This window comes from Mucilaginibacter litoreus, assembly GCF_042676805.1.
GTDB lineage: Bacteria > Bacteroidota > Bacteroidia > Sphingobacteriales > Sphingobacteriaceae > Mucilaginibacter > Mucilaginibacter litoreus.
In genome coordinates, this window is the sequence record NZ_JBHTHZ010000001.1 from 225,884 (window position 1) to 246,001 (window position 20,118).

Annotated in this window: 16 protein-coding genes; 14 read left to right on the forward strand and 2 right to left on the reverse strand. The window is 43.1% G+C overall.

Annotated features, from left to right (window positions below):
• The first annotated feature begins 92 nt into the window (after window positions 1–92).
• From ACFQZX_RS01085 to ACFQZX_RS01095, 3 genes are all read left to right on the forward strand, one after another.
• Window positions 93–1,262 (forward strand): galactokinase, encoded by a 1,170-nt coding sequence (locus ACFQZX_RS01085; protein ID WP_377110896.1) that lies wholly within the window; start codon window positions 93–95, stop codon window positions 1,260–1,262.
• A 23-nt stretch (window positions 1,263–1,285) separates the two neighbouring features.
• Window positions 1,286–1,819, forward strand: a complete 534-nt coding sequence (locus tag ACFQZX_RS01090; protein ID WP_377110897.1) for an RNA methyltransferase — start codon at window positions 1,286–1,288, stop codon at window positions 1,817–1,819.
• A gap of 70 nt (window positions 1,820–1,889) precedes the next feature.
• On the forward strand, window positions 1,890–2,558 hold the full coding sequence (locus tag ACFQZX_RS01095; protein ID WP_377110898.1) for a YdeI/OmpD-associated family protein: 669 nt from the start codon (window positions 1,890–1,892) through the stop codon (window positions 2,556–2,558).
• A 261-nt stretch (window positions 2,559–2,819) separates the two neighbouring features.
• Here ACFQZX_RS01095 and ACFQZX_RS01100 read toward each other — a convergent pair whose 3' ends face one another.
• Window positions 2,820–4,310 carry a glutamate synthase subunit beta gene (locus tag ACFQZX_RS01100; protein WP_377110899.1) on the reverse strand — a complete coding sequence of 497 codons (1,491 nt, stop codon included), beginning with the start codon at window positions 4,308–4,310 and terminating at the stop codon, window positions 2,820–2,822.
• 6 nt (window positions 4,311–4,316) lie between these two features.
• The gene (gltB, locus tag ACFQZX_RS01105; protein ID WP_377110900.1) at window positions 4,317–8,840 is read right to left on the reverse strand and encodes a glutamate synthase large subunit; all 4,524 of its coding nucleotides are present in this window, start codon (window positions 8,838–8,840) and stop codon (window positions 4,317–4,319) included.
• Between the two features lie 251 nt (window positions 8,841–9,091).
• On the opposite strand from gltB, the gene ACFQZX_RS01110 reads away from it, so the two are divergent.
• The 11 genes from ACFQZX_RS01110 (at window position 9,092) to ACFQZX_RS01160 (ending at window position 20,117) form a co-directional block, all read left to right on the forward strand.
• Window positions 9,092–9,583, forward strand: coding sequence for a D-glycero-alpha-D-manno-heptose-1,7-bisphosphate 7-phosphatase (locus ACFQZX_RS01110; protein ID WP_377110901.1), 492 nt, complete (start codon window positions 9,092–9,094; stop codon window positions 9,581–9,583).
• A 49-nt stretch (window positions 9,584–9,632) separates the two neighbouring features.
• Window positions 9,633–11,156: a hypothetical protein gene (locus ACFQZX_RS01115; protein WP_377110902.1), complete on the forward strand. Its 1,524-nt coding sequence runs from the start codon at window positions 9,633–9,635 to the stop codon at window positions 11,154–11,156.
• Between the two features lie 368 nt (window positions 11,157–11,524).
• The gene (gene hisG / locus ACFQZX_RS01120; RefSeq protein WP_377110903.1) at window positions 11,525–12,376 is read left to right on the forward strand and encodes an ATP phosphoribosyltransferase; all 852 of its coding nucleotides are present in this window, start codon (window positions 11,525–11,527) and stop codon (window positions 12,374–12,376) included.
• Window positions 12,377–12,472: 96 nt separating this feature from the next.
• Window positions 12,473–13,753, forward strand: coding sequence for a histidinol dehydrogenase (gene hisD, locus ACFQZX_RS01125; RefSeq protein WP_377110904.1), 1,281 nt, complete (start codon window positions 12,473–12,475; stop codon window positions 13,751–13,753).
• Window positions 13,754–13,877: 124 nt separating this feature from the next.
• Window positions 13,878–14,924, forward strand: a complete 1,047-nt coding sequence (gene hisC, locus ACFQZX_RS01130; RefSeq protein WP_377110905.1) for a histidinol-phosphate transaminase — start codon at window positions 13,878–13,880, stop codon at window positions 14,922–14,924.
• Window positions 14,924–16,072, forward strand: coding sequence for a bifunctional histidinol-phosphatase/imidazoleglycerol-phosphate dehydratase HisB (hisB, locus tag ACFQZX_RS01135; protein WP_377110906.1), 1,149 nt, complete (start codon window positions 14,924–14,926; stop codon window positions 16,070–16,072). Before hisC ends, hisB begins: the two co-directional genes overlap by 1 nt.
• A gap of 155 nt (window positions 16,073–16,227) precedes the next feature.
• A complete protein-coding gene (gene hisH, locus ACFQZX_RS01140) occupies window positions 16,228–16,818 on the forward strand; it encodes an imidazole glycerol phosphate synthase subunit HisH (RefSeq protein WP_377110907.1) in 591 nt (196 codons plus the stop codon).
• A 4-nt stretch (window positions 16,819–16,822) separates the two neighbouring features.
• Window positions 16,823–17,572, forward strand: a complete 750-nt coding sequence (locus tag ACFQZX_RS01145; protein WP_377110908.1) for a 1-(5-phosphoribosyl)-5-[(5-phosphoribosylamino)methylideneamino]imidazole-4-carboxamide isomerase — start codon at window positions 16,823–16,825, stop codon at window positions 17,570–17,572.
• Window positions 17,573–17,686: 114 nt separating this feature from the next.
• Window positions 17,687–18,442, forward strand: coding sequence for an imidazole glycerol phosphate synthase subunit HisF (gene hisF, locus ACFQZX_RS01150; RefSeq protein WP_377110909.1), 756 nt, complete (start codon window positions 17,687–17,689; stop codon window positions 18,440–18,442).
• 119 nt (window positions 18,443–18,561) lie between these two features.
• Entirely contained in the window at window positions 18,562–19,149 is a 588-nt protein-coding gene (gene hisIE / locus ACFQZX_RS01155) for a bifunctional phosphoribosyl-AMP cyclohydrolase/phosphoribosyl-ATP diphosphatase HisIE (protein ID WP_377110910.1), read from the forward strand.
• Window positions 19,150–19,214: 65 nt separating this feature from the next.
• Window positions 19,215–20,117 (forward strand): WD40 repeat domain-containing protein, encoded by a 903-nt coding sequence (locus tag ACFQZX_RS01160; protein WP_377110911.1) that lies wholly within the window; start codon window positions 19,215–19,217, stop codon window positions 20,115–20,117.
• Window position 20,118 lies beyond the last annotated feature (1 nt).

The following is a 20,118-nucleotide window of genomic DNA, read 5'->3' on the forward strand; positions in this document are numbered from 1 at the left end:
TGTTCGGTTGCCAAACTTACTTTAATTATTTTTTAATAACAGGCATAATAATAACTGTATATTTTACAATATTTGTTTTTTATAACCATCTTATGAAAGCCAACCTTCAGCAAGAATTCTTAAACAAATATAATACTCGGGCAACGGCCGCTTATTTTTCACCCGGGCGCGTAAATTTAATAGGTGAGCATATCGACTATAATGGTGGCCTGGTTATGCCATGCGCTATAACCTTTGGCACTTTCTTACTTGTTGCACCTAATAAGGATGGTGTTTTCAGGTTCAAAAGTTTAAACTTTAACGAAGAAGCTGAAGTTTCGCTTAACGATGAACACAAAAAAAGCGGCGAAGTATGGTATAACTATCCTTTGGGAGTAATTTCTTATTTTGAGAACGAAGGTAAAGAATTACAAGGGCTTGATATGCTGTTTTACGGCGACATCCCTATTGGCTCAGGGCTTTCATCATCAGCATCCATCGAGGTTGTCACCTCATATGCTCTGAATGATCTGTTCAACGGTGGTTATGACAAACTTAGTTTGGTAAAGCTATCCCAAAACGTCGAGAATAAGTTTATTGGAGTAAGCTGTGGTATAATGGACCAGTTTGCAGTAGCTTTTGGCGAAAAGAATAAAGCGCTGAAACTGGATTGCAACACACTTGATTATGAGGCGGTAGATAGTAATCTTGGGGATTATGTTTTGGCTATCATCAACACCAACAAACCACGTAAACTGGCCGAATCTAAATATAACGAGCGCGTGCAGGAATGCCAGACAGCACTTGCTGCATTACAGCAGGAGCTTGATATAAAGTTTTTGTGTGATATAGATACCCAAACATTCAATCAGCACAAGCACCTGATTACCGATAGCATTGTGCAACAACGTGCGCAGCATGTTATTGAGGAAAACGACCGTGTTAAACTTGCTGCAAAAGCGCTTAGCGAAAATAACCTGGCTGAATTTGGCCAGTTAATGTATGCCTCACATGATTCGTTGCGCGATCTGTACGAAGTGAGTGGAAAAGAACTGGACGCGGTTGTGGAGTATGCAAAAACCAATACTGATGTGGCGGGAGCACGCATGACGGGTGCCGGTTTTGGCGGTTGCGCCATTGCTTTGGTTAAAGGTAATGCCTTTGATAAATTTAGCCAGGACGTAACGGCCTATTATACGGATAAGGTAGGTTATGCGCCTTCTGTATACAGCTCACTTATTGGCGATGGCGTAGGTGTGTTGAATGAGCCTGTAAAATCGTAATTTTGCGGCTTAATAAAGCCGCTATGCGTAAGTTAAAGCTCGACGAATTAAACCGTGCCAGTGTAGAAGAATTTAAAGCGCAGGAAAAGCTTCCTGTTGCTGTTGTGTTAGATAATGTGCGCAGCATGCACAACGTTGGGTCCATTTTCCGCACATCCGACGGGTTTGCGGTTGAGCAGGTATGCTTATGTGGTATTACTGCCCAGCCGCCGCATCGCGAAATTGAAAAAACAGCCCTGGGTGCTACAAGTTCTGTCAATTGGCAGTATTTTGAAACACCGTTACTTGCTGTTGATCATTTACGTGCAGAGGGCTATAAAATAATAGCCATTGAACAAGCTGAAAGCAGTACCATGCTCAACACCTTCACTCCTACAGCCGGCGAAAAGTATGCATTGATATTTGGGAACGAAGTCAATGGCGTAAGCGACGAAGTTATGCAGCAGGTTGACACCTGTATTGAGATACCACAATTTGGTACCAAACACTCATTCAATATTGTAGTATCTGCCGGGATAGTTTTGTGGGACTTTTATTCAAAAATTGTTCATGGTTAATAGATAGCGGCTTATAGCACATTTTGTAAATTGTTTTTTAATTTGCGTTGTACTAAACATCTATACAGTTATGACCACGCCCAGCCCCCTCTCCAAAAAACTACAGATGAAAGCCGGCCAAAATTGGTTGATAATGAATGCACCTGAAGATTACCTTGCAGCACTTGAGCCGCTGCCCGGTAATATACAGCTTTCTTTTTCGCTGGAAGGCAAGGTGAATGGTATACAGGCATTTGTAAAAAATAGTAGCCAATTAAGTGCTGCCTTAGCTGAGCTGAAACCAGCACTGGCCGATGAAACCGTGCTATGGGTGATATATCCAAAGAAAAACTCAGGCATAGATACCGATCTGGAAATGATGAGCAGCTGGGATAAACCAGCCGAATATGGCTTGCGGCCGGTAGCTTCTGCAGCAATTAACAGCGTGTGGACGGCCCTTCGCTTTAAACCGGAACATCTGGTAAAAAAATCAGACAGTAGCAAGGAAGCCATTAAGCAGAACGATTATTCGGCATACATCGATCCTGATAAAAAGCAGATAACACTCCCGCCCTATTTGCATGAAGCTTTAGCCGCCGAGCCTGCAGCTATGGCCAACTATGAAAAGCTGGCCTGGTCACATCGTAAAGAGTATGTGGTATGGATATTAAGCGCCAAACAGGAACAAACCCGTGCTACACGCCTAAATAAAATGATTGAGATGCTGTTAGCAGGTAAAAAGAATCCTTCTGATAAGTAAGCCGGGAATTGATCTGATAAGATCACTCGTAACCCGTTCAAAATGAATTTGAAATTGAACATTTCAAAGGCATTTTAATCTTAATCTGTCATTTCGAAACGGTGGTGAGAAACCCTGATTTGCCGCAATGCGTTATCCACAAGGTTTCTCCTCATTCAAAAACAAGGTTTTATTCAGCAAACAAAAAACCCTTACCATTTTAAAGGCAAGGGTTTGGATTTATGAACGGTTAACTATAACTGGCAAGTTATATAAATAAAATTAAACCTGTTGGTAAAACACCTGGTCAAACTGGTTTACGGCATCTTTGCTTTCCAGTGTTGAGTGTCCCATTAAAAACTCGTCAACCTTGCGGGCGGCCTCACGGCCTTCTGATATAGCCCATACCACCAGCGACTGTCCACGGCGCATATCACCCGCAGCAAATACTTTGCTTACGTTTGTACGATAAACACCTTCTTTCGCTTTCACATTTTTACGCTCGTCAAGTTCTACACCAAGTTGCTGCAAAGCACCCTCAAACTGAGGATTAACAAAGCCCATAGCTAAAAATACGCGCTGGCAAGATATCTCGCGTTCGCTTCCTTCTACCTCGGTAAACTTAACCGGGCGGCCCATAGCGTCTATTTCCCAGGTAACATCAGTTACTTTAAGGGCTTTCAGTTCGCCGTTTTCATCGCCGATAAACTCTTTAGTATTTATGCCCCAAAAACGTTCAACACCTTCCTCGTGCGAGCTAGTGGTTTTCAATACCATCGGGTAAGTTGGCCATGGCATGTGCGCGGTACGCTCAGATGGCGGTTGTATCATCACTTCAAATTGTTTAACCGAACGAGCGCCCTGGCGGTTAGATGTACCTACACAATCGCTGCCTGTATCGCCACCGCCAATTACAACAACATCTTTGCCTGCTGCTGTTATCTCTTCTGTATTAAAAGCGATGCTGCTTACGCGTTTATTTTGCTGTTTCAGGAAGTCCATGGCAAAGTGCACACCTTTAAGGTCGCGGCCGGGGATAGGCAGATTACGTGGTATGGTAGATCCGCCTGCTAATACTACTGCATGATAGTTGCGCACAATCTCGTCGGCGGCAATGTCTTTACCTACCTCAACATTGCATTTAAATTCAACGCCATCCTCTTCCATAATCTGGATACGGCGGTCTATCACCCATTTTTCCAGTTTGAAATCAGGTATTCCATAGCGCAACAAGCCACCCGGGCGATCGTCCCGTTCGTAAACTGTAACGTTATGGCCTGCCTTGCTTAATTGTGCGGCAGCAGCTAAACCTGCCGGACCAGAGCCTACTACTGCCACCTTTTTGCCTGTTTTGATTAACGGGGCAACCGGCTTAACCATGTTTTTTGAATAAGCAATCTCTATGATGTGCTTTTCTATTTCCTCTATAGTAACCGGTGGCTTGTTAATGCCTAATACACATGCCGACTCGCAGGGTGCCGGGCATATCCTGCCGGTAAATTCAGGAAAGTTATTGGTAGATGATAAAATATAGTATGCTTCGTCCCAGCTTTTACGATACACAGCATCGTTAAACTCGGGTATAACATTACCAAGCGGGCATCCGTTATGGCAAAATGGTATGCCGCAATTCATGCAGCGCGCCGATTGCTGGTTTAACTTTTCATCAGAATACAAACCAACAAACTCATTATAATTTTTTACCCTTTCGGCAACGGGTGTTTTTGCGGGAAGCTCCCTGTTATATTCCTGAAATCCTGTAACTTTTCCCATTATAATTTAGCTAACGGTTTGATATTCTAATTTCTGTAACACTTTCTTGTACTCTTTAGGGAATACTTTAACAAACTGGGTTGAAGCTTTGCTCCAGTTTTTTAGGATGTCTTCAGCTACTTTGCTTCCGGTTAAGCTGATATGCTTTTTAAGCAACGCTTTGATCTGTTCCTCGTCTTTAACGCTAAGCGGGTCAAGGTCAACCATCTCGGTATTGCAGTTATCAGCAAACGTACCATTAGGATTATAAATCCATGCAATACCGCCGCTCATACCAGCAGCAAAGTTGCGGCCCGTTTCACCCAGAATTAAAGCGCGGCCACCGGTCATGTATTCGCAACCATGGTCGCCAATACCTTCTACAACTGTGGTAGCGCCAGAGTTACGCACAGCAAAACGCTCGCCGGCCATACCCCTTACAAAGAGCTCTCCACTGGTTGCTCCATAAAGGGCAACGTTGCCTATAATAATGTTGTTTTCAGGTTTGAAGGTTGCGTTAGCAGCCGGATAGATAGCCAACTGGGCACCAGATAAGCCTTTACCAACATAGTCGTTTGCTTCGCCTTCCAGTTCAAAAGAAACGCCTTTGGTATTAAAAGCGCCAAAGCTTTGCCCTGCCGAGCCTTTAAACTTGTAATTAATAGTATTATCCGGTAATCCGGCAGATCCGTATACCTTTGATATTTCGTTTGATAGCAATGTCCCGATTGTACGGTCTACATTCTTCACCTCAAAGGTACCGAATACCGGCGTTTTATCTTCCAGCGCAGGTTTTGCGTGCTCAAGCAGTTGCCAATCCAGTATAGCATCCATGCCATGATCCTGTTTCTCGCTATTGTACAGCGTGCTGCCTTTAGCTGTAGTTACAGGATGTAATATGGCAGAAAGATTAATGGTTTTTGCTTTCCAGCTTTTTATACCGTCTTTCACCTTCAGGAACTGCACACGGCCCACCATTTCGTTAATGGTACGGAAACCCAACTCGGCCATTATCTCGCGTAACTCCTCTGCCATAAAGCGGAACAGGTTAACAATATGATCGGGCTTACCACTGAATAATTTCCTTAGTTCAGGGTCCTGAGTAGCCACACCTACCGGGCAGGTATTCAGATGGCATTTGCGCATCATGATACATCCACCGGCTACAAGGGCTGCTGTGGCAACGCCCCATTCTTCGGCGCCCATTAAGGTAGCAATAGCCAAATCGCGACCGGTTTTTAGCTGACCATCCGTTTGTAATACTACACGGCTGCGCAGTTTGTTACGTACAAGTGTCTGGTGTGCTTCGGCTAAGCCAAGTTCCCACGGTAAACCAGCGTGTTTGATAGAGCTGATTGGTGATGCACCTGTACCCCCATCATAACCGGCAATCAGGATCACATCGGCATGTGCCTTGGCAACACCTGCTGCAATAGTACCCACACCGGCTTTTGAAACCAGTTTAACGTTGATACGTGCGGCACGATTAGCATTTTTAAGGTCGAAGATTAGCTGGGCTAAATCCTCTATTGAATAAATATCGTGGTGTGGTGGTGGCGATATCAAACCAACTCCTGGCGTTGAGTGACGTGTTTTGGCGATCCACTCATCAACCTTATGACCCGGCAATTGTCCGCCTTCACCTGGTTTGGCACCTTGTGCCATTTTTATCTGAAGTTCGTCGGCATTGGTCAGATAATGTGATGTAACGCCAAAGCGTGCGGAGGCTACCTGTTTAATGGCCGAACGCATAGAATCGCCGTTAGGTAGCTTATCATAGCGCATTTCATCCTCACCACCTTCACCGGTATTACTTTTACCACCAATGCGGTTCATGGCGATAGCCATAGTGCTGTGCGCCTCATGAGAAATAGAACCAAACGACATGGCGCCTGTAGCAAAGCGCTTCATGATGTTTTCTGCAGGTTCCACCTCGTCAATGCTTATTGATTCGCGGTGATGTGCAAAATCAAGCAAGCCTCGTATCGTATAATGTTTTTCGGTTTGCTCATTTACAGCGGCCGCGTAATTTTTATATACCTGGTAACTATTGCTGCGAGTAGCATGTTGCAGCAGGTGCACGGTAGTTGGGTTGAACAAGTGGGCTTCGCCGCGGCGTTTCCACTGGTAAATACCGCCCTCAGGCAATAAATGACTATCAGTTTTCGGGCTGTTAAAGCCTGTTTTATGCTTGCAAAGCGATTCTTTTGCAATTTCATCAAGCCCAAGGCCTTCAATACGGGTAACAGCACCGGTAAAGTAACGGTCAACCACATCTTTGTTAAGACCTAAGATCTCAAAAACCTGCGAACCGTGGTACGACTGCAGCGTTGAAATTCCCATTTTAGAAAAAATCTTCAGCAATCCATCATTAACCGATTTTACATAGTTTTTGTAAAGCGATTTAAGATCAAGGCTGGTTTCCAGATGTCCCTGGTTGTAAAGCGTCTCTATGGTTGAAAGCGCCAGGTATGGGTTAATAGCTGTTGCACCAAATGCCAGTAAAGTAGCAAAGTGGTGTACTTCCCAAACATCGCCGGTTTCAGCAACAATACCTACCGCGCCGCGGCGGCCTTTTTTGATCAGGTGATGATGCACTGCAGAAACAGCCAGCAACATTGGTATTGGCGCGTGTTCCGAGTCGATAGCCCGGTCGCTTAATATCAATACTTCAAAACCATCATCTACGGCATCCTCGGCATAGCGGCATAGCCTTGCTATACCTTTTTCCATAGAGCCCGGATTGCCGTCCGCATTATAATAGGTTTGCAGCGTTTTAGCATGGAACATACCGGTATCAATAGAACGCAGTTTTTCCAGCTGATGGTTCTTCAATATCGGATGGTTAAGCACCACACAATGGCAATGCATTTTATCTTCATCCAACAGGTTGCCATTGTTACCAATAAAGGTAGCCAGACTCATTACCAGGCGCTCGCGGATAGGGTCTATCGGCGGGTTGGTTACCTGGGCAAAAAATTGCTTAAAGTAACTTGAAAGGTGCTGTGGCTTGTCGGATAATATGGCAAGCGGAACATCAGTACCCATAGAGCCAACAGGCTCTTTACCATCCAAAGCCATTGGCTTAATAATGGTGTCGATATCCTCGCGGCTGTAGCCAAACACCTGCTGATAACGGTAAACCGCATCGGCGCTAAGGCTGGCGAATGACAAGCGGGGCTCGGGCAGGCTGCCTAAACGGATCTTATAATTATCCAGCCAGGTGCCATAAGGCTGCTGGCCTGATATTTCGCGTTTAATTTCTTCGTCAGTGATGATCTTACCTTTTTCGGTATCTATCAACAGCATTTTACCCGGCTGCAGGCGGCCTTTTCTCACAATGGTACTTTCATCTAACTTTAAAGTACCGGCTTCTGAAGCGGCGATAACGCGGCCATCATTGGTAATAACAAAACGCAAAGGGCGTAGTCCGTTACGGTCAAGCACCGCACCTACCAGTTTCCCATCGGTAAAGCTGATAGCTGCCGGCCCATCCCATGGCTCCATTAAAGTGGCGTGGTACTCATAAAAGGCCTTTTTGATCGGGTCCATCTGCTCGTTACCATCCCATGCCTCAGGTATCAGCATCATCATTACATGCGGCAATGAGCGGCCGGTATGAAGCAATACCTCGATTATATTATCCAGACAGGCAGAGTCGGATTGATTATTATCTATAACGGGCAACAGCATTTCCATTTCCTCGTTAGTGAAATAGGCCGATGCAAATGACTTAACGCCCGAGTAAAACCAGTTAAGGTTACCGGTAAGTGTATTGATCTCGCCGTTATGGGCGATAAGGCGGAACGGCTGTGCCAGTTTCCAAGATGGAAAGGTGTTGGTTGAAAAGCGTGAGTGTATCAACGCCAAACCCGATGTAACGCGCGGATCGGCCAGGTCTGAAAAATACTTACGCAACTGGTAAGTTGTTACCTGCCCTTTGTAAATGATAGTTTTGCAGGAAAACGATGTAAAATAAAAATATTCGCTGGCTGCAGGTACTGTTTCCAGTACTGTTTTATTGATGTATCTGCGCAGTACATATAATTTGCGCTCAAAATCGTCTATGTTAGTAATATTACGGGGGCGGGCTACAAAAATCTGCTCACAATCCGGCTCGGCCTGGCGTGCGGTTTCGCCAATAACAGACGAATCCACATTTAACTTACGATATCCAAGTGTATCAAAGCCAAGCTTCTCAACAGCAGCAGCAATAATTTTTCGGCAAGCCTTTTTTAACGATGGGTCCTTAGGCAAAAACATCATACCCACACCGTACTCTCCCGGCTCCGGCAAACTAATCTCTAACTCAGAACATTCCTCCATTAAAAATTCATGCGGAAGTTGTATCAGTATACCTGCACCATCACCGCTTTCAGGGTCGCAGCCGCAAGCCCCACGGTGCTCCATATTTTCAAGCATAGTTAAGGCATCACTAACAATGCTGTGCGATTTATGGCCGTTTATATGAGTTATAAAACCTGTCCCGCAAGAGTCGTGCTCAAATTCGGGCCTGTAAAGGCCCTGCTGGTTGCATTCACTTTGATCCATATCTTTTACTAATGGTTTATAATTAGCGTAATAACGAAGTTACTAAAATTACCATTTTTTTATAAGAAGCGCCTTAATTTTTTTAAATTTTCTAAAACAATCATCATTTTATACAATAAATTTATTATGTCGACAATAATCATATACTTTATATATGAATTTGGTAATTTTAAACAACGATATGATATGCACACATAGCAAATACATCAATAATTCTACATTTGCAAAAAATTGAGTTTATACCTTATTATATGGCAGAAAAGAATAAAGCAGTGTTTTTAGACCGGGATGGCGTTTTGAACCAGGAGATGGGCGATTACGTTTGCCGATTTGAGGATTTCCATGTACTGGATAATTTTAGCGCGTTAAAAGAACTACAGGACAGAGGCTATCTGCTTATTGTGGCCACCAATCAGGGCGGCCTGGCCAAAGGCTGGTATACCGAGGATGAACTTGCTAAAATGCATAGCCATCTTAAACAGGTTTATCAGGAGCATGGTGTAGAACTAAAAGATTTTTTTTACTGCCCGCATCACCCTAATTTTACCGGCGACTGCGATTGCCGCAAACCTAAGCCCGGATTGCTGTTACAAGGCATTGAAAAATATAACATCGACCCATCGAAGTCCTACTTTATAGGTGACAGGGAGCGCGATGTTATAGCAGGTACAGCCGCTGGTGTAAAGGGTATATTAATTAATAGCGACCAGCCAATAAGTACTGTTTTAGATTTGATTGATTAACATAGCTCAAACATTTTAGCGCTACTTTGTTTATATGCAGTAAACGTTAATGGCATTTTGGAATAAAATAAAAAACTACGACACGCTATTTTTTTCGGTCTTAGCGTTTTTCGCTATTTATTTATTCTGCAGTTATAATGGCGTAGGCATCTCGCCCGACTCCATTATGTATACCAGCGCTGCCCGCAACTTTGTAGCACACGGTAATCTGCATACCTTTAATCATGCCCCCATTGTTGATTTCCCGGTATTTTACCCTACATTTTTAGGTATCATCAGCTTTATTACCCGGATAGACCCTACCCTGTTTGGATGGTGGCTGGATGCCCTAATGTTTGCCTCACTTATTTTTTGCAGCGGATGGATCATATCGCGCTTTGAACCAACGTCCCATATATATAAATGGCTTATTCTGATTGCGATTATACTTAACCCGGGCTTGTTACAGGTTTACACCTACCTGTGGTCTGAAACCTTGTTTATACTGGAGGTACTGCTTTTCATGATCATCTTCAGGCAGTACATGCTTCAGCATACCGTTAAATGGCTGGTATTTGCTGCCATAATTGGCGCTGTAGCCTGTATAACACGTTATGCTGCTGTAACCATTGTTGGTACAGGAGGCTTATTGCTGCTGCTGGACAGGTCGTTGCCTGTCCGCAAAAAAATTGGCCACATACTTATTTACGGGTTTATTTCGATATCATTACTCGTAGCCAACCTGTGGTTCAATGCGCTGCACACGGGTACGGTGACAGGCCCCCGGGAACCATCCATAACACCTTTCCATAAAAACCTGTATTACTTTGGCACGGTGTTTTGCGACTGGCTGGGCTTTACGCCAAATCAATACTTTCTGGCAACTCCTTTAGCTGTCATTATCCTCGCTGGATTTATCATTGCGCTTGTTTACAATTTTTATCGCCGCAGGCTAAGCAGCTTTGAAAACATTGCTATAACATTTGCCCTGGTTTATGGGTTATTTATTGTATTATCTTCTACCTTTTCAAGATATGAACGCATTAATCCACGTTTACTATCGCCCATGTACATACCAGCCTTATGGGGATATTCAAGCTGGGCACTGCTTGTGCTTAAGCGGGTTAACAACCGGCGCGTGCGCGTAGCAATAGCTGCATTGTTTATTGCTGCTATGTTAGGGTACATCACAAAGATCTTCCTGGTAGATAAAACGCGTTACAATGACTTGATAGCCGATGAATATGGCAACCCGGGTTACACAGATAACGACTGGATGGAATCGGAAATGGCAAACTATCTAAAGACTATGGATAAAAGCATTTTTAAACCAAAGGTCACTATCTACTCGGATGCGCATGAGGCGGTTTACTTTTTCTCGGGAATGTCATCATACCTGGTACCGCATAAATTTTTTAAAAAGGATGTTGAGAAGTTTTATCAGAAAAAACATTTCTATCTCATTTGGTTTAAAAACCTCGAGAACCGGGAGCTGATCAATCTCACAGATATCAAATCCCATAAACAACTTAAACCTATCAAGGAATTTGGTGATGAGGGTGGGATTTACGAATATAATCTGAACTCGAATTAAAAATTGTCTGAACTCGAATTATAAGAATTTATTGAAGTGACAGAATGAATTTGCTTTATAATTCGATAAATTCAACAAATTCTTATAATTCGAGTTCTAACATTTATATAAGCACTTATACATTTTAACATATTCATAAAAATTAAGTACGCCCATTATATTTTTAATAATTTATTAACCTTGAAATTTTGATTTAATAATTGAGTGGCTATATTTGCAGCACTTACCAGCGGTACTATACAAAAAAATGGAAAAGTATAAACTACATCATCTGCATCTGCACCATCACCACTCTGTGGTGAAAAGATAATGTATGTTTCTACGCGAAATAACAACCTCCGTTTATATAGTTACTAAAACTCCAATTTGTGAAAACATTAAAAATAGCGATCCAAAAATCGGGTCGGCTCAACGAAAAATCCGTTGAATTATTAAAAAATTGCGGCCTTAACTTCGAAAACTATAAGAGCTCGCTGATATCTCCGGTTTCCAACTTTCCGTTAGAAATACTTTTTCTTCGTGATGATGATATTCCCGAATATGTACAGGATGGCATTGCCGACCTGGGCATAGTGGGCGAAAACGTAATACAGGAAACCGAAGTAGAAGTAAGTTACCTGCAGAAATTAGGTTTCGGCAAATGCTCATTAAAAATTGCCGTACCTAATAATAATACAATTGATGATCTGCAGCAGCTTAACGGCCGCTCCATTGCCACTACTTATCCTGTAATTTTAGGAAAGTTTTTAAAGGAGAAAGGTATAACTTCAGATATACGCACCATATCAGGTTCGGTAGAGATTTCTCCCGGCCTGGGTTTAAGCGATGCCATTTGCGACCTGGTATCAACCGGTGGTACTTTAAAAAGCAATGGCTTAAAACCTTTTGCAGATGTAATGAGCAGCGAGGCGGTTTTGATTGGCCGCAAGGGTAGCGAGAATGAAGACCTGGTACAGGAACTGATCCAGCGCATACAATCTGTTCTGCGCGCAAAAGAAACCAAATATGTGGTATTAAATGTGGAGCGCAAGAACCTGCCGGCCATTACCGCGTTATTACCGGGTGTAAAAAGCCCATCGGTAGTGCCATTGGCAGAAGGTGATTGGGTTGCGGTACACACCGTAATACCCGAGCGCGATTTTTGGGACCGCATTAGTCAGTTAAAGCAGGCCGGCGCACAGGGCATAGTAGTAATGCCGATAGAAAAGATAATACTTTAGTTAGGCCTCTCCTAAATCCTCTTCAATGGAGAGGATTTTGAGTAAGGCTTTTAAAAAGTCCCTTTCCTTTGGAGGGGGGTTGGGGTGAGGCTAAAAATGAAAACATACAATTACAGCGATTTAAACAAGCAGGATATCCAAACCCTGGTTCAACGCAATATTGATCCGGCGAATGAGATACGTACACTGGTAGAAGACGTAATAGGTAATGTAAAACAGCATGGCGATCGTGCTTTGTATGATTATGCTCACCAGTTTGATAAAGTATTGCTGAAAAAGCTCTATCTGGATAAAGCAGAACTTGAAGAAATTGCGGCTACTGTATCTACCGAGCAAAAAGCTGCTTTACAGATTGCTTATAATAATATTTACAAGTTTCACCAGTCGCAACTAAAGGCTGAAGACAGAGTTGAAACAATGCCCGGTGTAACCTGCTGGCGCGAGTTACGGCCTATAGAAAAGGTTGGATTGTACATCCCGGGTGGTACAGCCGTTTTACCGTCAACGTTCCTGATGCTGGGCATACCCGCACGTATTGCCGGGTGCAAAGAAATTGTAGTTTGCTCGCCCCCGCAAAAAAATGGTAAGGTAAATGCCTTTATAGCTTACGTGGCTTTGATGCTGAACATCGACAGGGTTTACCTGGCAGGTGGCTCTCAGGCTGTTGCAGCTATGGCCTATGGTACGGAAAGTATAACCAAGGTCGATAAGATATTCGGCCCTGGAAACCAGTTTGTAACCAAGGCAAAAACCATTATACAATCAACCACTACAACAGCAATCGATATGCCTGCCGGCCCGTCGGAAGTATTGGTCATTGCCGATGATACGGCCAATCCCGCTTTTGTAGCTGCCGACCTGCTGGCACAGGCGGAACACGGTATTGATAGCCAGGCGATATTGGTTTGTACTTCCGAAAGCATCGCGCAGCAGACCCTTGCCGAACTTGAAAAACAATTGCAGGTATTGCCCCGTGCAGAAATTGCAAAACAAACTATCGATAATTCGTACATTGTTATTACTGACAACCTTGATGAAGCTATGAACTTTAGCAACCAGTATGCCCCGGAGCACTTGATACTGGCAACAGAAAAATGGCAGCAAATAACCGGGCAGATTGTTAACGCCGGTTCTGTTTTCCTGGGTAACCTTACACCGGAAAGCGCCGGTGACTACGCCTCAGGTACCAATCATACGCTGCCGACAAGCAGTTATGCAAGGGCATATTCTGGTGTGTCGGTAGATTCGTTTGTAAAAAAGATAACCTTTCAGCATTTGAGTGAGGAAGGTATAAAAAATATCGGCCCTGCAGTTGAAACGCTGGCCGACCTGGAAGGGCTTCACGCGCACAGAAACGCGGTGAGTGTGAGGATGTAATTAGAAAGATAAAGATGTGACTTTGCGACCGATAGCGCGGCAATCTCAGCATATCCATTTGTCCTATGAGATTGCCGAGTGACTGCTCTCCTCGCAATTACATAACTAACAAGAGAATAACAACATGTTCGATATAAATAAAATACTAAGAACAAACATCAAAAACCTGACCCCTTATTCGTCCGCGCGTGATGAATTTCAGGGAGAGGCCAGTGTATTTTTGGATGCTAATGAAAATGCCTTTGGTTCGCCGCTGGTACAGGCCTACAACCGCTACCCTGATCCTATGCAGTACCAGGTTAAAATGCGCCTGAGCCAGATAAAAGGTGTCCCTGCCCGTAATATTTTTTTAGGTAACGGTAGCGATGAGGCAATCGATATTCTGTTCCGCAGTTTTTGTAACCCCGGTGTTGATAATGTAATTATTGTACCTCCCACTTACGGTATGTACGAGGTATCGGCCAACATCAATGATGTGCAGATCAAACGGGTTTTATTAACCCAGGATTATCAACTGAATCTGGAAGGCATTGCCGAAGCTATTGACGAGAACACCAAACTCATCTTTATCTGTTCGCCAAACAACCCTACGGGAAACTCAATTAACCGCGACGATATAGAAACGCTGCTCGCTAACTTTAGCGGTATTGTAGTGGTTGATGAGGCATATATTAATTACAGTCGCCAGAAAACTTTTATACAGGAGCTTACAGAATACGCCAACCTTGTAGTGCTGCAAACACTGTCAAAAGCCTGGGGTCTGGCAGGTTTACGTGTAGGCATGGCCTTCGCCAGCGAGGAAATTATTGAGGTGATGAACAAGGTCAAACCGCCGTATAACATTAACGAAGCGTCACAAACACTTGCATTGCAGGCCCTGGACAATATAGATCAGGTGAACGTTTGGATTAAAGAAACCCTGCAGCAGCGTGATAAGCTGGTGCTTTCCTTAAAGCACATGGATTTCGTACAGGATATTTACCCGTCCGATGCCAACTTTATTCTGGTAAAGACAACCAATGCCAAAAGTATTTACGAATATCTTGTTCAACACGGCATTATCGTTCGCGACAGGTCAAAAGTTGAACTTTGCGAGGGCTGTCTGCGTATTACAATTGGCACACCGCAGGAAAATGAAGAACTGATCAACACATTACAGCAATTTAAATAATGAGCAAGCTGCAAAAAGTACTTTTTATTGACCGCGATGGTACACTTATTAAAGAACCGGCCGATGAGCAGATCGACTCATTCGATAAGCTGATCTTTTACCCGGGTTGCCTGCAATATTTACCACGTATAGCTGCCGAACTGGATTATGAGCTGGTAATGGTGACTAACCAGGATGGCTTGGGGACGGCTTCATTCCCGGAGGATACTTTTTGGCCGGTACATAATCTTATCATTAAAACCTTTGCAAATGAAGGCGTGCACTTTGCCGAACAGGTGATAGACCGCACTTTTGCCAGAGACAACGCCCCTACCCGTAAACCGGCTACCGGGCTTCTTGGCAAATATCTTGATGCAACTAAATACGATCTGGCCAACTCTTATACTATAGGCGACCGCAAAAACGACATTTTGCTGGCGCGAAACCTTGGTGCTAAAGGCATCTGGTTAAATAACAGCACAGGACTTGGTAACAGTGAGTTTAATGCACAGGATGACGAAGGACTGGACGAGGTTGTAGCTTTAGAAACCACCAGCTGGAAGGATATTTATGAATTTTTAAAACTTGGCCAGCGCGTTGTTGAACATCGCCGCAACACCAAGGAAACTGATATATACATTAAGCTGAACCTTGATGGTAAAGGCGATGCTAAAATTAGTACAGGATTGCATTTCTTTGATCACATGCTGGATCAGATCGCCCGCCACGGCGGTATCGACCTTGTAATTGAAGCAAAAGGCGATCTGCATATTGATGAACACCATACTGTAGAAGATACCGGCATTGCACTTGGCGAGATTTTTGCCGCAGCTTTGGGCAATAAAATGGGTATAGAACGTTATGGCTTTTGCCTGCCAATGGATGATTGCCTTGCACAGGCAGCCATAGATTTTGGCGGGCGCAACTGGATTGTTTGGGAGGCCGATTTTAAACGCGAAAAAGTAGGCGACGTGCCTACAGAAATGTTTTATCACTTCTTCAAATCATTTAGCGATGCAGCCAAATGTAACCTGAATATCAAAGCTGAGGGACAGAACGAGCATCATAAAATAGAAGCAATATTTAAAGCCTTTGCAAAAGCCATAAAAATGGCCGTAAAGCGCGATGCGGATAAAATGGTTTTACCAAGCACAAAAGGAGTTTTATAGAGATACAATAGTTAAGAATCAAGAGGCAAGATTAACACTTCCTGATTCTTGCATCTTAATTCTCAATTTTAAAAAAGTATGTAAAAAAGATAAGAATTAAGAGACAAGGCAAAAGCTTCCTGATTCTTTTATCTTGACTCTCGACTCTAAAAACTATGATAGGTATAATACGATACGGCGCCGGCAACATCTTTTCGCTAACAGCAGCATTAGACAGGCTGGGCATTGCCTATGGAATGGTAAATACCGAGGCAGATATTGAAAAGTTTGACCGTTATATCATTCCGGGTGTAGGGCATGCAGGTGCAGCCATGAGCAAACTACAGCAAAGCGGCCTGGTGCCTGCTATTAAGGCTTCAAAGAAACCAACGCTGGGTATTTGTGTAGGTATGCAACTCATGACAGCATACAGCGAAGAGGGTGATGCCAACATGTTGAACATATTTCCGGTTAAAACCTTAAAATTTAAAGGGGATACTGACTTTAAAGTACCACATACCGGCTGGAACCAGGCGTTTACTGAAAAAGCAAACCCTTTATTTGAAAATATTCCTAACGGATCGCACTTTTACTTTGTACATTCATACTTTATTGAATACGATACGTTATATACTTTAGCTTCAACAAATTATATCAATAAATTTTCGGCATCAATTTGGCAGGAAAATTTTTTCGGAGTGCAGTTTCACCCCGAAAAATCTGGTACTTATGGCGAAACATTATTAAAAAACTTTGCAAATATTTAAAAACATGTACATTATTCCTGCTATCGATATTCTTAATAAAAAAGTGGTGCGCTTACGCGAGGGTGATTACTCGCAGGTTACAGAATATGATGTTACCCTTGAGGAAATGATTGAAAGGTACCAAAGCAATGGTACCAATTTCATCCATATAATTGATCTTAACGGTGCAAAAAACGACTTTAGCAACCAGCAATATTTGTTTGACGTTATACGTAAAACCGATATGCGGGTACAATACGGAGGCGGCATACGTAGCATTGATAAAGTAAAAGAGCTGATCAACGCGGGTGTTTCACGCGTTATTGTAGGCACACAGGCCATCACTAATCCTACTTTTTTAGAAGAACTTAGTAAGGAGATATGCGGTAAGGATAAATGCAGCGACCAGGTGGTTGTTGCTATTGATGTACTGGATGAAGTCATAAAATACTCCGGATGGATGGAAAGTTCACCTATTAAGTTAATGGATTATGTGGATAAGTGCCTGCGTTTAGGTTTCTTTCGCTTTTTATGTACTGATATTAACAAAGATGGTAAACTGGGTGGTGCCGGCGTTGAGCTTTACAGTAAGTTGCTGGATCATTCGCCGTTCATTAAACTGATTGCATCGGGCGGAGTAAGCTCAATGAAAGATATTGAAGAGCTCAGCAAAATAAAAGTGGAAGCCTGCGTAGTAGGTAAAGCCATTTACGAAAACCATATCAGTATAGAAGAAATCAAAAACTGGAACCTGGAGAGTTTGATATCTATCTAACCTCCTGCTCCATACCAATATGTTATTGCGGGGTACCAAGCAATTTTGAACGCTAAGTAATTTTGTAGATCATAAAGAGATTGCTTCATATCTCGCAATGACGCTTTAATAACTATGTTAGCTAAACGCATTATTCCCTGCCTTGATGTTAAAGATGGGCGCACCGTTAAAGGTGTAAATTTTGTAGACCTTCGTGATGCCGGCGACCCGGTTGAGCTCGCCTGGAATTATTCTCAGCAAGGTGCAGATGAGCTGGTATTTTTAGATATCACCGCTACTGTAGAACGCCGTAAAACCATGGTTGAACTGGTTAAAGCTGTTGCCAGGCAAATCAATATCCCATTTACAATTGGTGGTGGAATCAATGAAATTGCAGACGCTGATGCACTGCTAAACGCAGGTGCTGATAAAATATCCATTAACTCAGCAGCCGTACGTAACCCTGCTTTAATTGATGAACTGGCTAAGGCATTCGGGGTTCAATTTGTTATCGTAGCGGTAGATACAAGGGTTATGGGTGATAAAAATGTTGTTCACCTTAACGGTGGTCGCCTGCCTACTGATAAAGAAACCCTGAACTGGATACTGGAAGCAGAAAGCCGCGGTGCCGGAGAAATATTGCTAACCTCAATGGATCATGACGGTACAAAGGCAGGTTTTGATAACGGATTGCTGAAACAAGTAAATGATGCGGTCAACATACCGGTAATTGCCTCTGGTGGAGCTGGCGCTGTCGAACATTTTATAGATGTATTTCGAAAAAGTAATGTAGACGCAGCGCTGGCCGCTTCGGTTTTTCATTATGGCGAAATACTGATACCAGACTTAAAATCGATCCTGAAAGAAAAGAATATAGAAGTGAGGGAATAATAAAACCCCGTCATGTCATTGTGAGGAGATATGACGAGCATCTCTTCATAGCAAAAGGGGCATGCATGGCTGCATAAGATTGCTACGAACCTCGCAATGACATAATTTTGAATGCAAAAATGAACATTGACTTTGACAAAACAAACGGCCTGGTGCCGGTTATCATACAAGATGAACAGACTCTGGAAGTACTGATGCTGGGTTACATGAACCAGGAAGCATTCGATAAAACTATCCGGGAAAATAGAGTTACCTTTTTTTCACGCTCAAAAAACAGGCTGTGGACAAAAGGTGAAACCAGCCAGAACTTCCTGCATGTTAAAAGTATGCATATCGACTGTGATAACGATACCTTGCTGATAAAAGTAAAAGCTGACGGCCCTACCTGCCACACCGGTTCTCGTAGTTGCTTTCAAACGGAATACAACCATAATTTCATTAATGAGTTAGAAAACATCATTACAGATAGGTATGCTAACCCGGTTGAAGGATCATATGTAAATAAGTTGCGCAATAAAGGGCTTAACAAAATAGCGCAAAAGGTTGGTGAGGAAGGCGTGGAAACAGTAATAGCCGCCCTTGCCGAAACCGAAACCGACCTTATCAACGAAGCATCAGACCTGGTTTTTCACTTATTGGTTTTGCTTCGCGAAAAAGGGCTTACTTTGGGCCAAATAGCTAAAAATTTAGAAGGAAGACATAAGTGAGTCAATAGTTAGTAGTCCATATTTGGCCCGGGCTATTATCTATGGTCTATCTACCATTGTTTAAAATGCAAGCACAAAAAAAAGCAGAACTTACCGGCCACAGTAATCCTATATTTAGTCTGGAGCTTTCTCAAAAGCCCGGTATATTGTTTACTGGTGGCAATGATAAGGGATTGGTGGAGTGGAGCCTAAAAGACAATACTTTCATTAAAGTAATGTTTCCGGTTCCTACATCTATCTATGCTATTCATTGCCCTGAAGGCTACCCGTTACTGTTTGCCGGGCTGCGTAGTGGCGAAGTATTGGTATATAATTTCATCGAGCAAAAAATAACTCACCGGCTGCGGAAGCATATCAAGCCTGTTTTCGATATTAAGTCGTCATCAAAAAAGGGCGAATTGCTTGTTGCTTCTGAAGATAGTTCAGTGTCTGTATGGAACCTGAGTACTTTAGAATTGCTGCATACCATTCAGGTATCTCATGATACAATACGGTGTATAGCAATAGACCCCTTGCAGGAAAAAGTTGCGTTTGGCTGTCGGGATAACAAGGTCATGGTTTATGACCTTAACGACTATAGCCCTGTAAAAGCACTTATCGGCCATACAATGGCTGTATTCTCCTTACAATACTCACCAAACGGTCAATATCTCATTTCCGGCTCCCGGGATGCACAGTTAAAAATATGGGATGTAAAAAGCTATTCGCTTATCAAAAACATACCCGCCCATATGTTTGCTGTTAATCATATTCTGTTTCATCCAACCCGGCCTTATTTTGCTACTGCCAGCATGGATAAAAGCATCAAGATATGGGGTGCCGATGATTTTAAACTATATAAAATACTCAGCCGTGAAAAGGGTTATGCCGGCCATTTACTATCTGTTAACAAACTTGCCTGGAGCGAAGACCTGCTATTATCCACCAGCGATGATAAAACAGTAATAATTTGGGATTTAAGTATTTGAG

Coding starts and splice junctions, on each gene's coding strand:
- ACFQZX_RS01085 (WP_377110896.1), top strand. CDS start 93: ATGAAAGCCAACCTTCAGCAAGAATTCTTAAACAAATATAATACTCGG.
- ACFQZX_RS01090 (WP_377110897.1), top strand. CDS start 1,286: ATGCGTAAGTTAAAGCTCGACGAATTAAACCGTGCCAGTGTAGAAGAA.
- ACFQZX_RS01095 (WP_377110898.1), top strand. CDS start 1,890: ATGACCACGCCCAGCCCCCTCTCCAAAAAACTACAGATGAAAGCCGGC.
- ACFQZX_RS01100 (WP_377110899.1), bottom strand. CDS start 4,310: ATGGGAAAAGTTACAGGATTTCAGGAATATAACAGGGAGCTTCCCGCA.
- gltB (WP_377110900.1), bottom strand. CDS start 8,840: ATGGATCAAAGTGAATGCAACCAGCAGGGCCTTTACAGGCCCGAATTT.
- ACFQZX_RS01110 (WP_377110901.1), top strand. CDS start 9,092: ATGGCAGAAAAGAATAAAGCAGTGTTTTTAGACCGGGATGGCGTTTTG.
- ACFQZX_RS01115 (WP_377110902.1), top strand. CDS start 9,633: ATGGCATTTTGGAATAAAATAAAAAACTACGACACGCTATTTTTTTCG.
- hisD (WP_377110904.1), top strand. CDS start 12,473: ATGAAAACATACAATTACAGCGATTTAAACAAGCAGGATATCCAAACC.
- hisC (WP_377110905.1), top strand. CDS start 13,878: ATGTTCGATATAAATAAAATACTAAGAACAAACATCAAAAACCTGACC.
- hisB (WP_377110906.1), top strand. CDS start 14,924: ATGAGCAAGCTGCAAAAAGTACTTTTTATTGACCGCGATGGTACACTT.
- hisH (WP_377110907.1), top strand. CDS start 16,228: ATGATAGGTATAATACGATACGGCGCCGGCAACATCTTTTCGCTAACA.
- ACFQZX_RS01145 (WP_377110908.1), top strand. CDS start 16,823: ATGTACATTATTCCTGCTATCGATATTCTTAATAAAAAAGTGGTGCGC.
- hisF (WP_377110909.1), top strand. CDS start 17,687: ATGTTAGCTAAACGCATTATTCCCTGCCTTGATGTTAAAGATGGGCGC.
- hisIE (WP_377110910.1), top strand. CDS start 18,562: ATGAACATTGACTTTGACAAAACAAACGGCCTGGTGCCGGTTATCATA.
- ACFQZX_RS01160 (WP_377110911.1), top strand. CDS start 19,215: ATGCAAGCACAAAAAAAAGCAGAACTTACCGGCCACAGTAATCCTATA.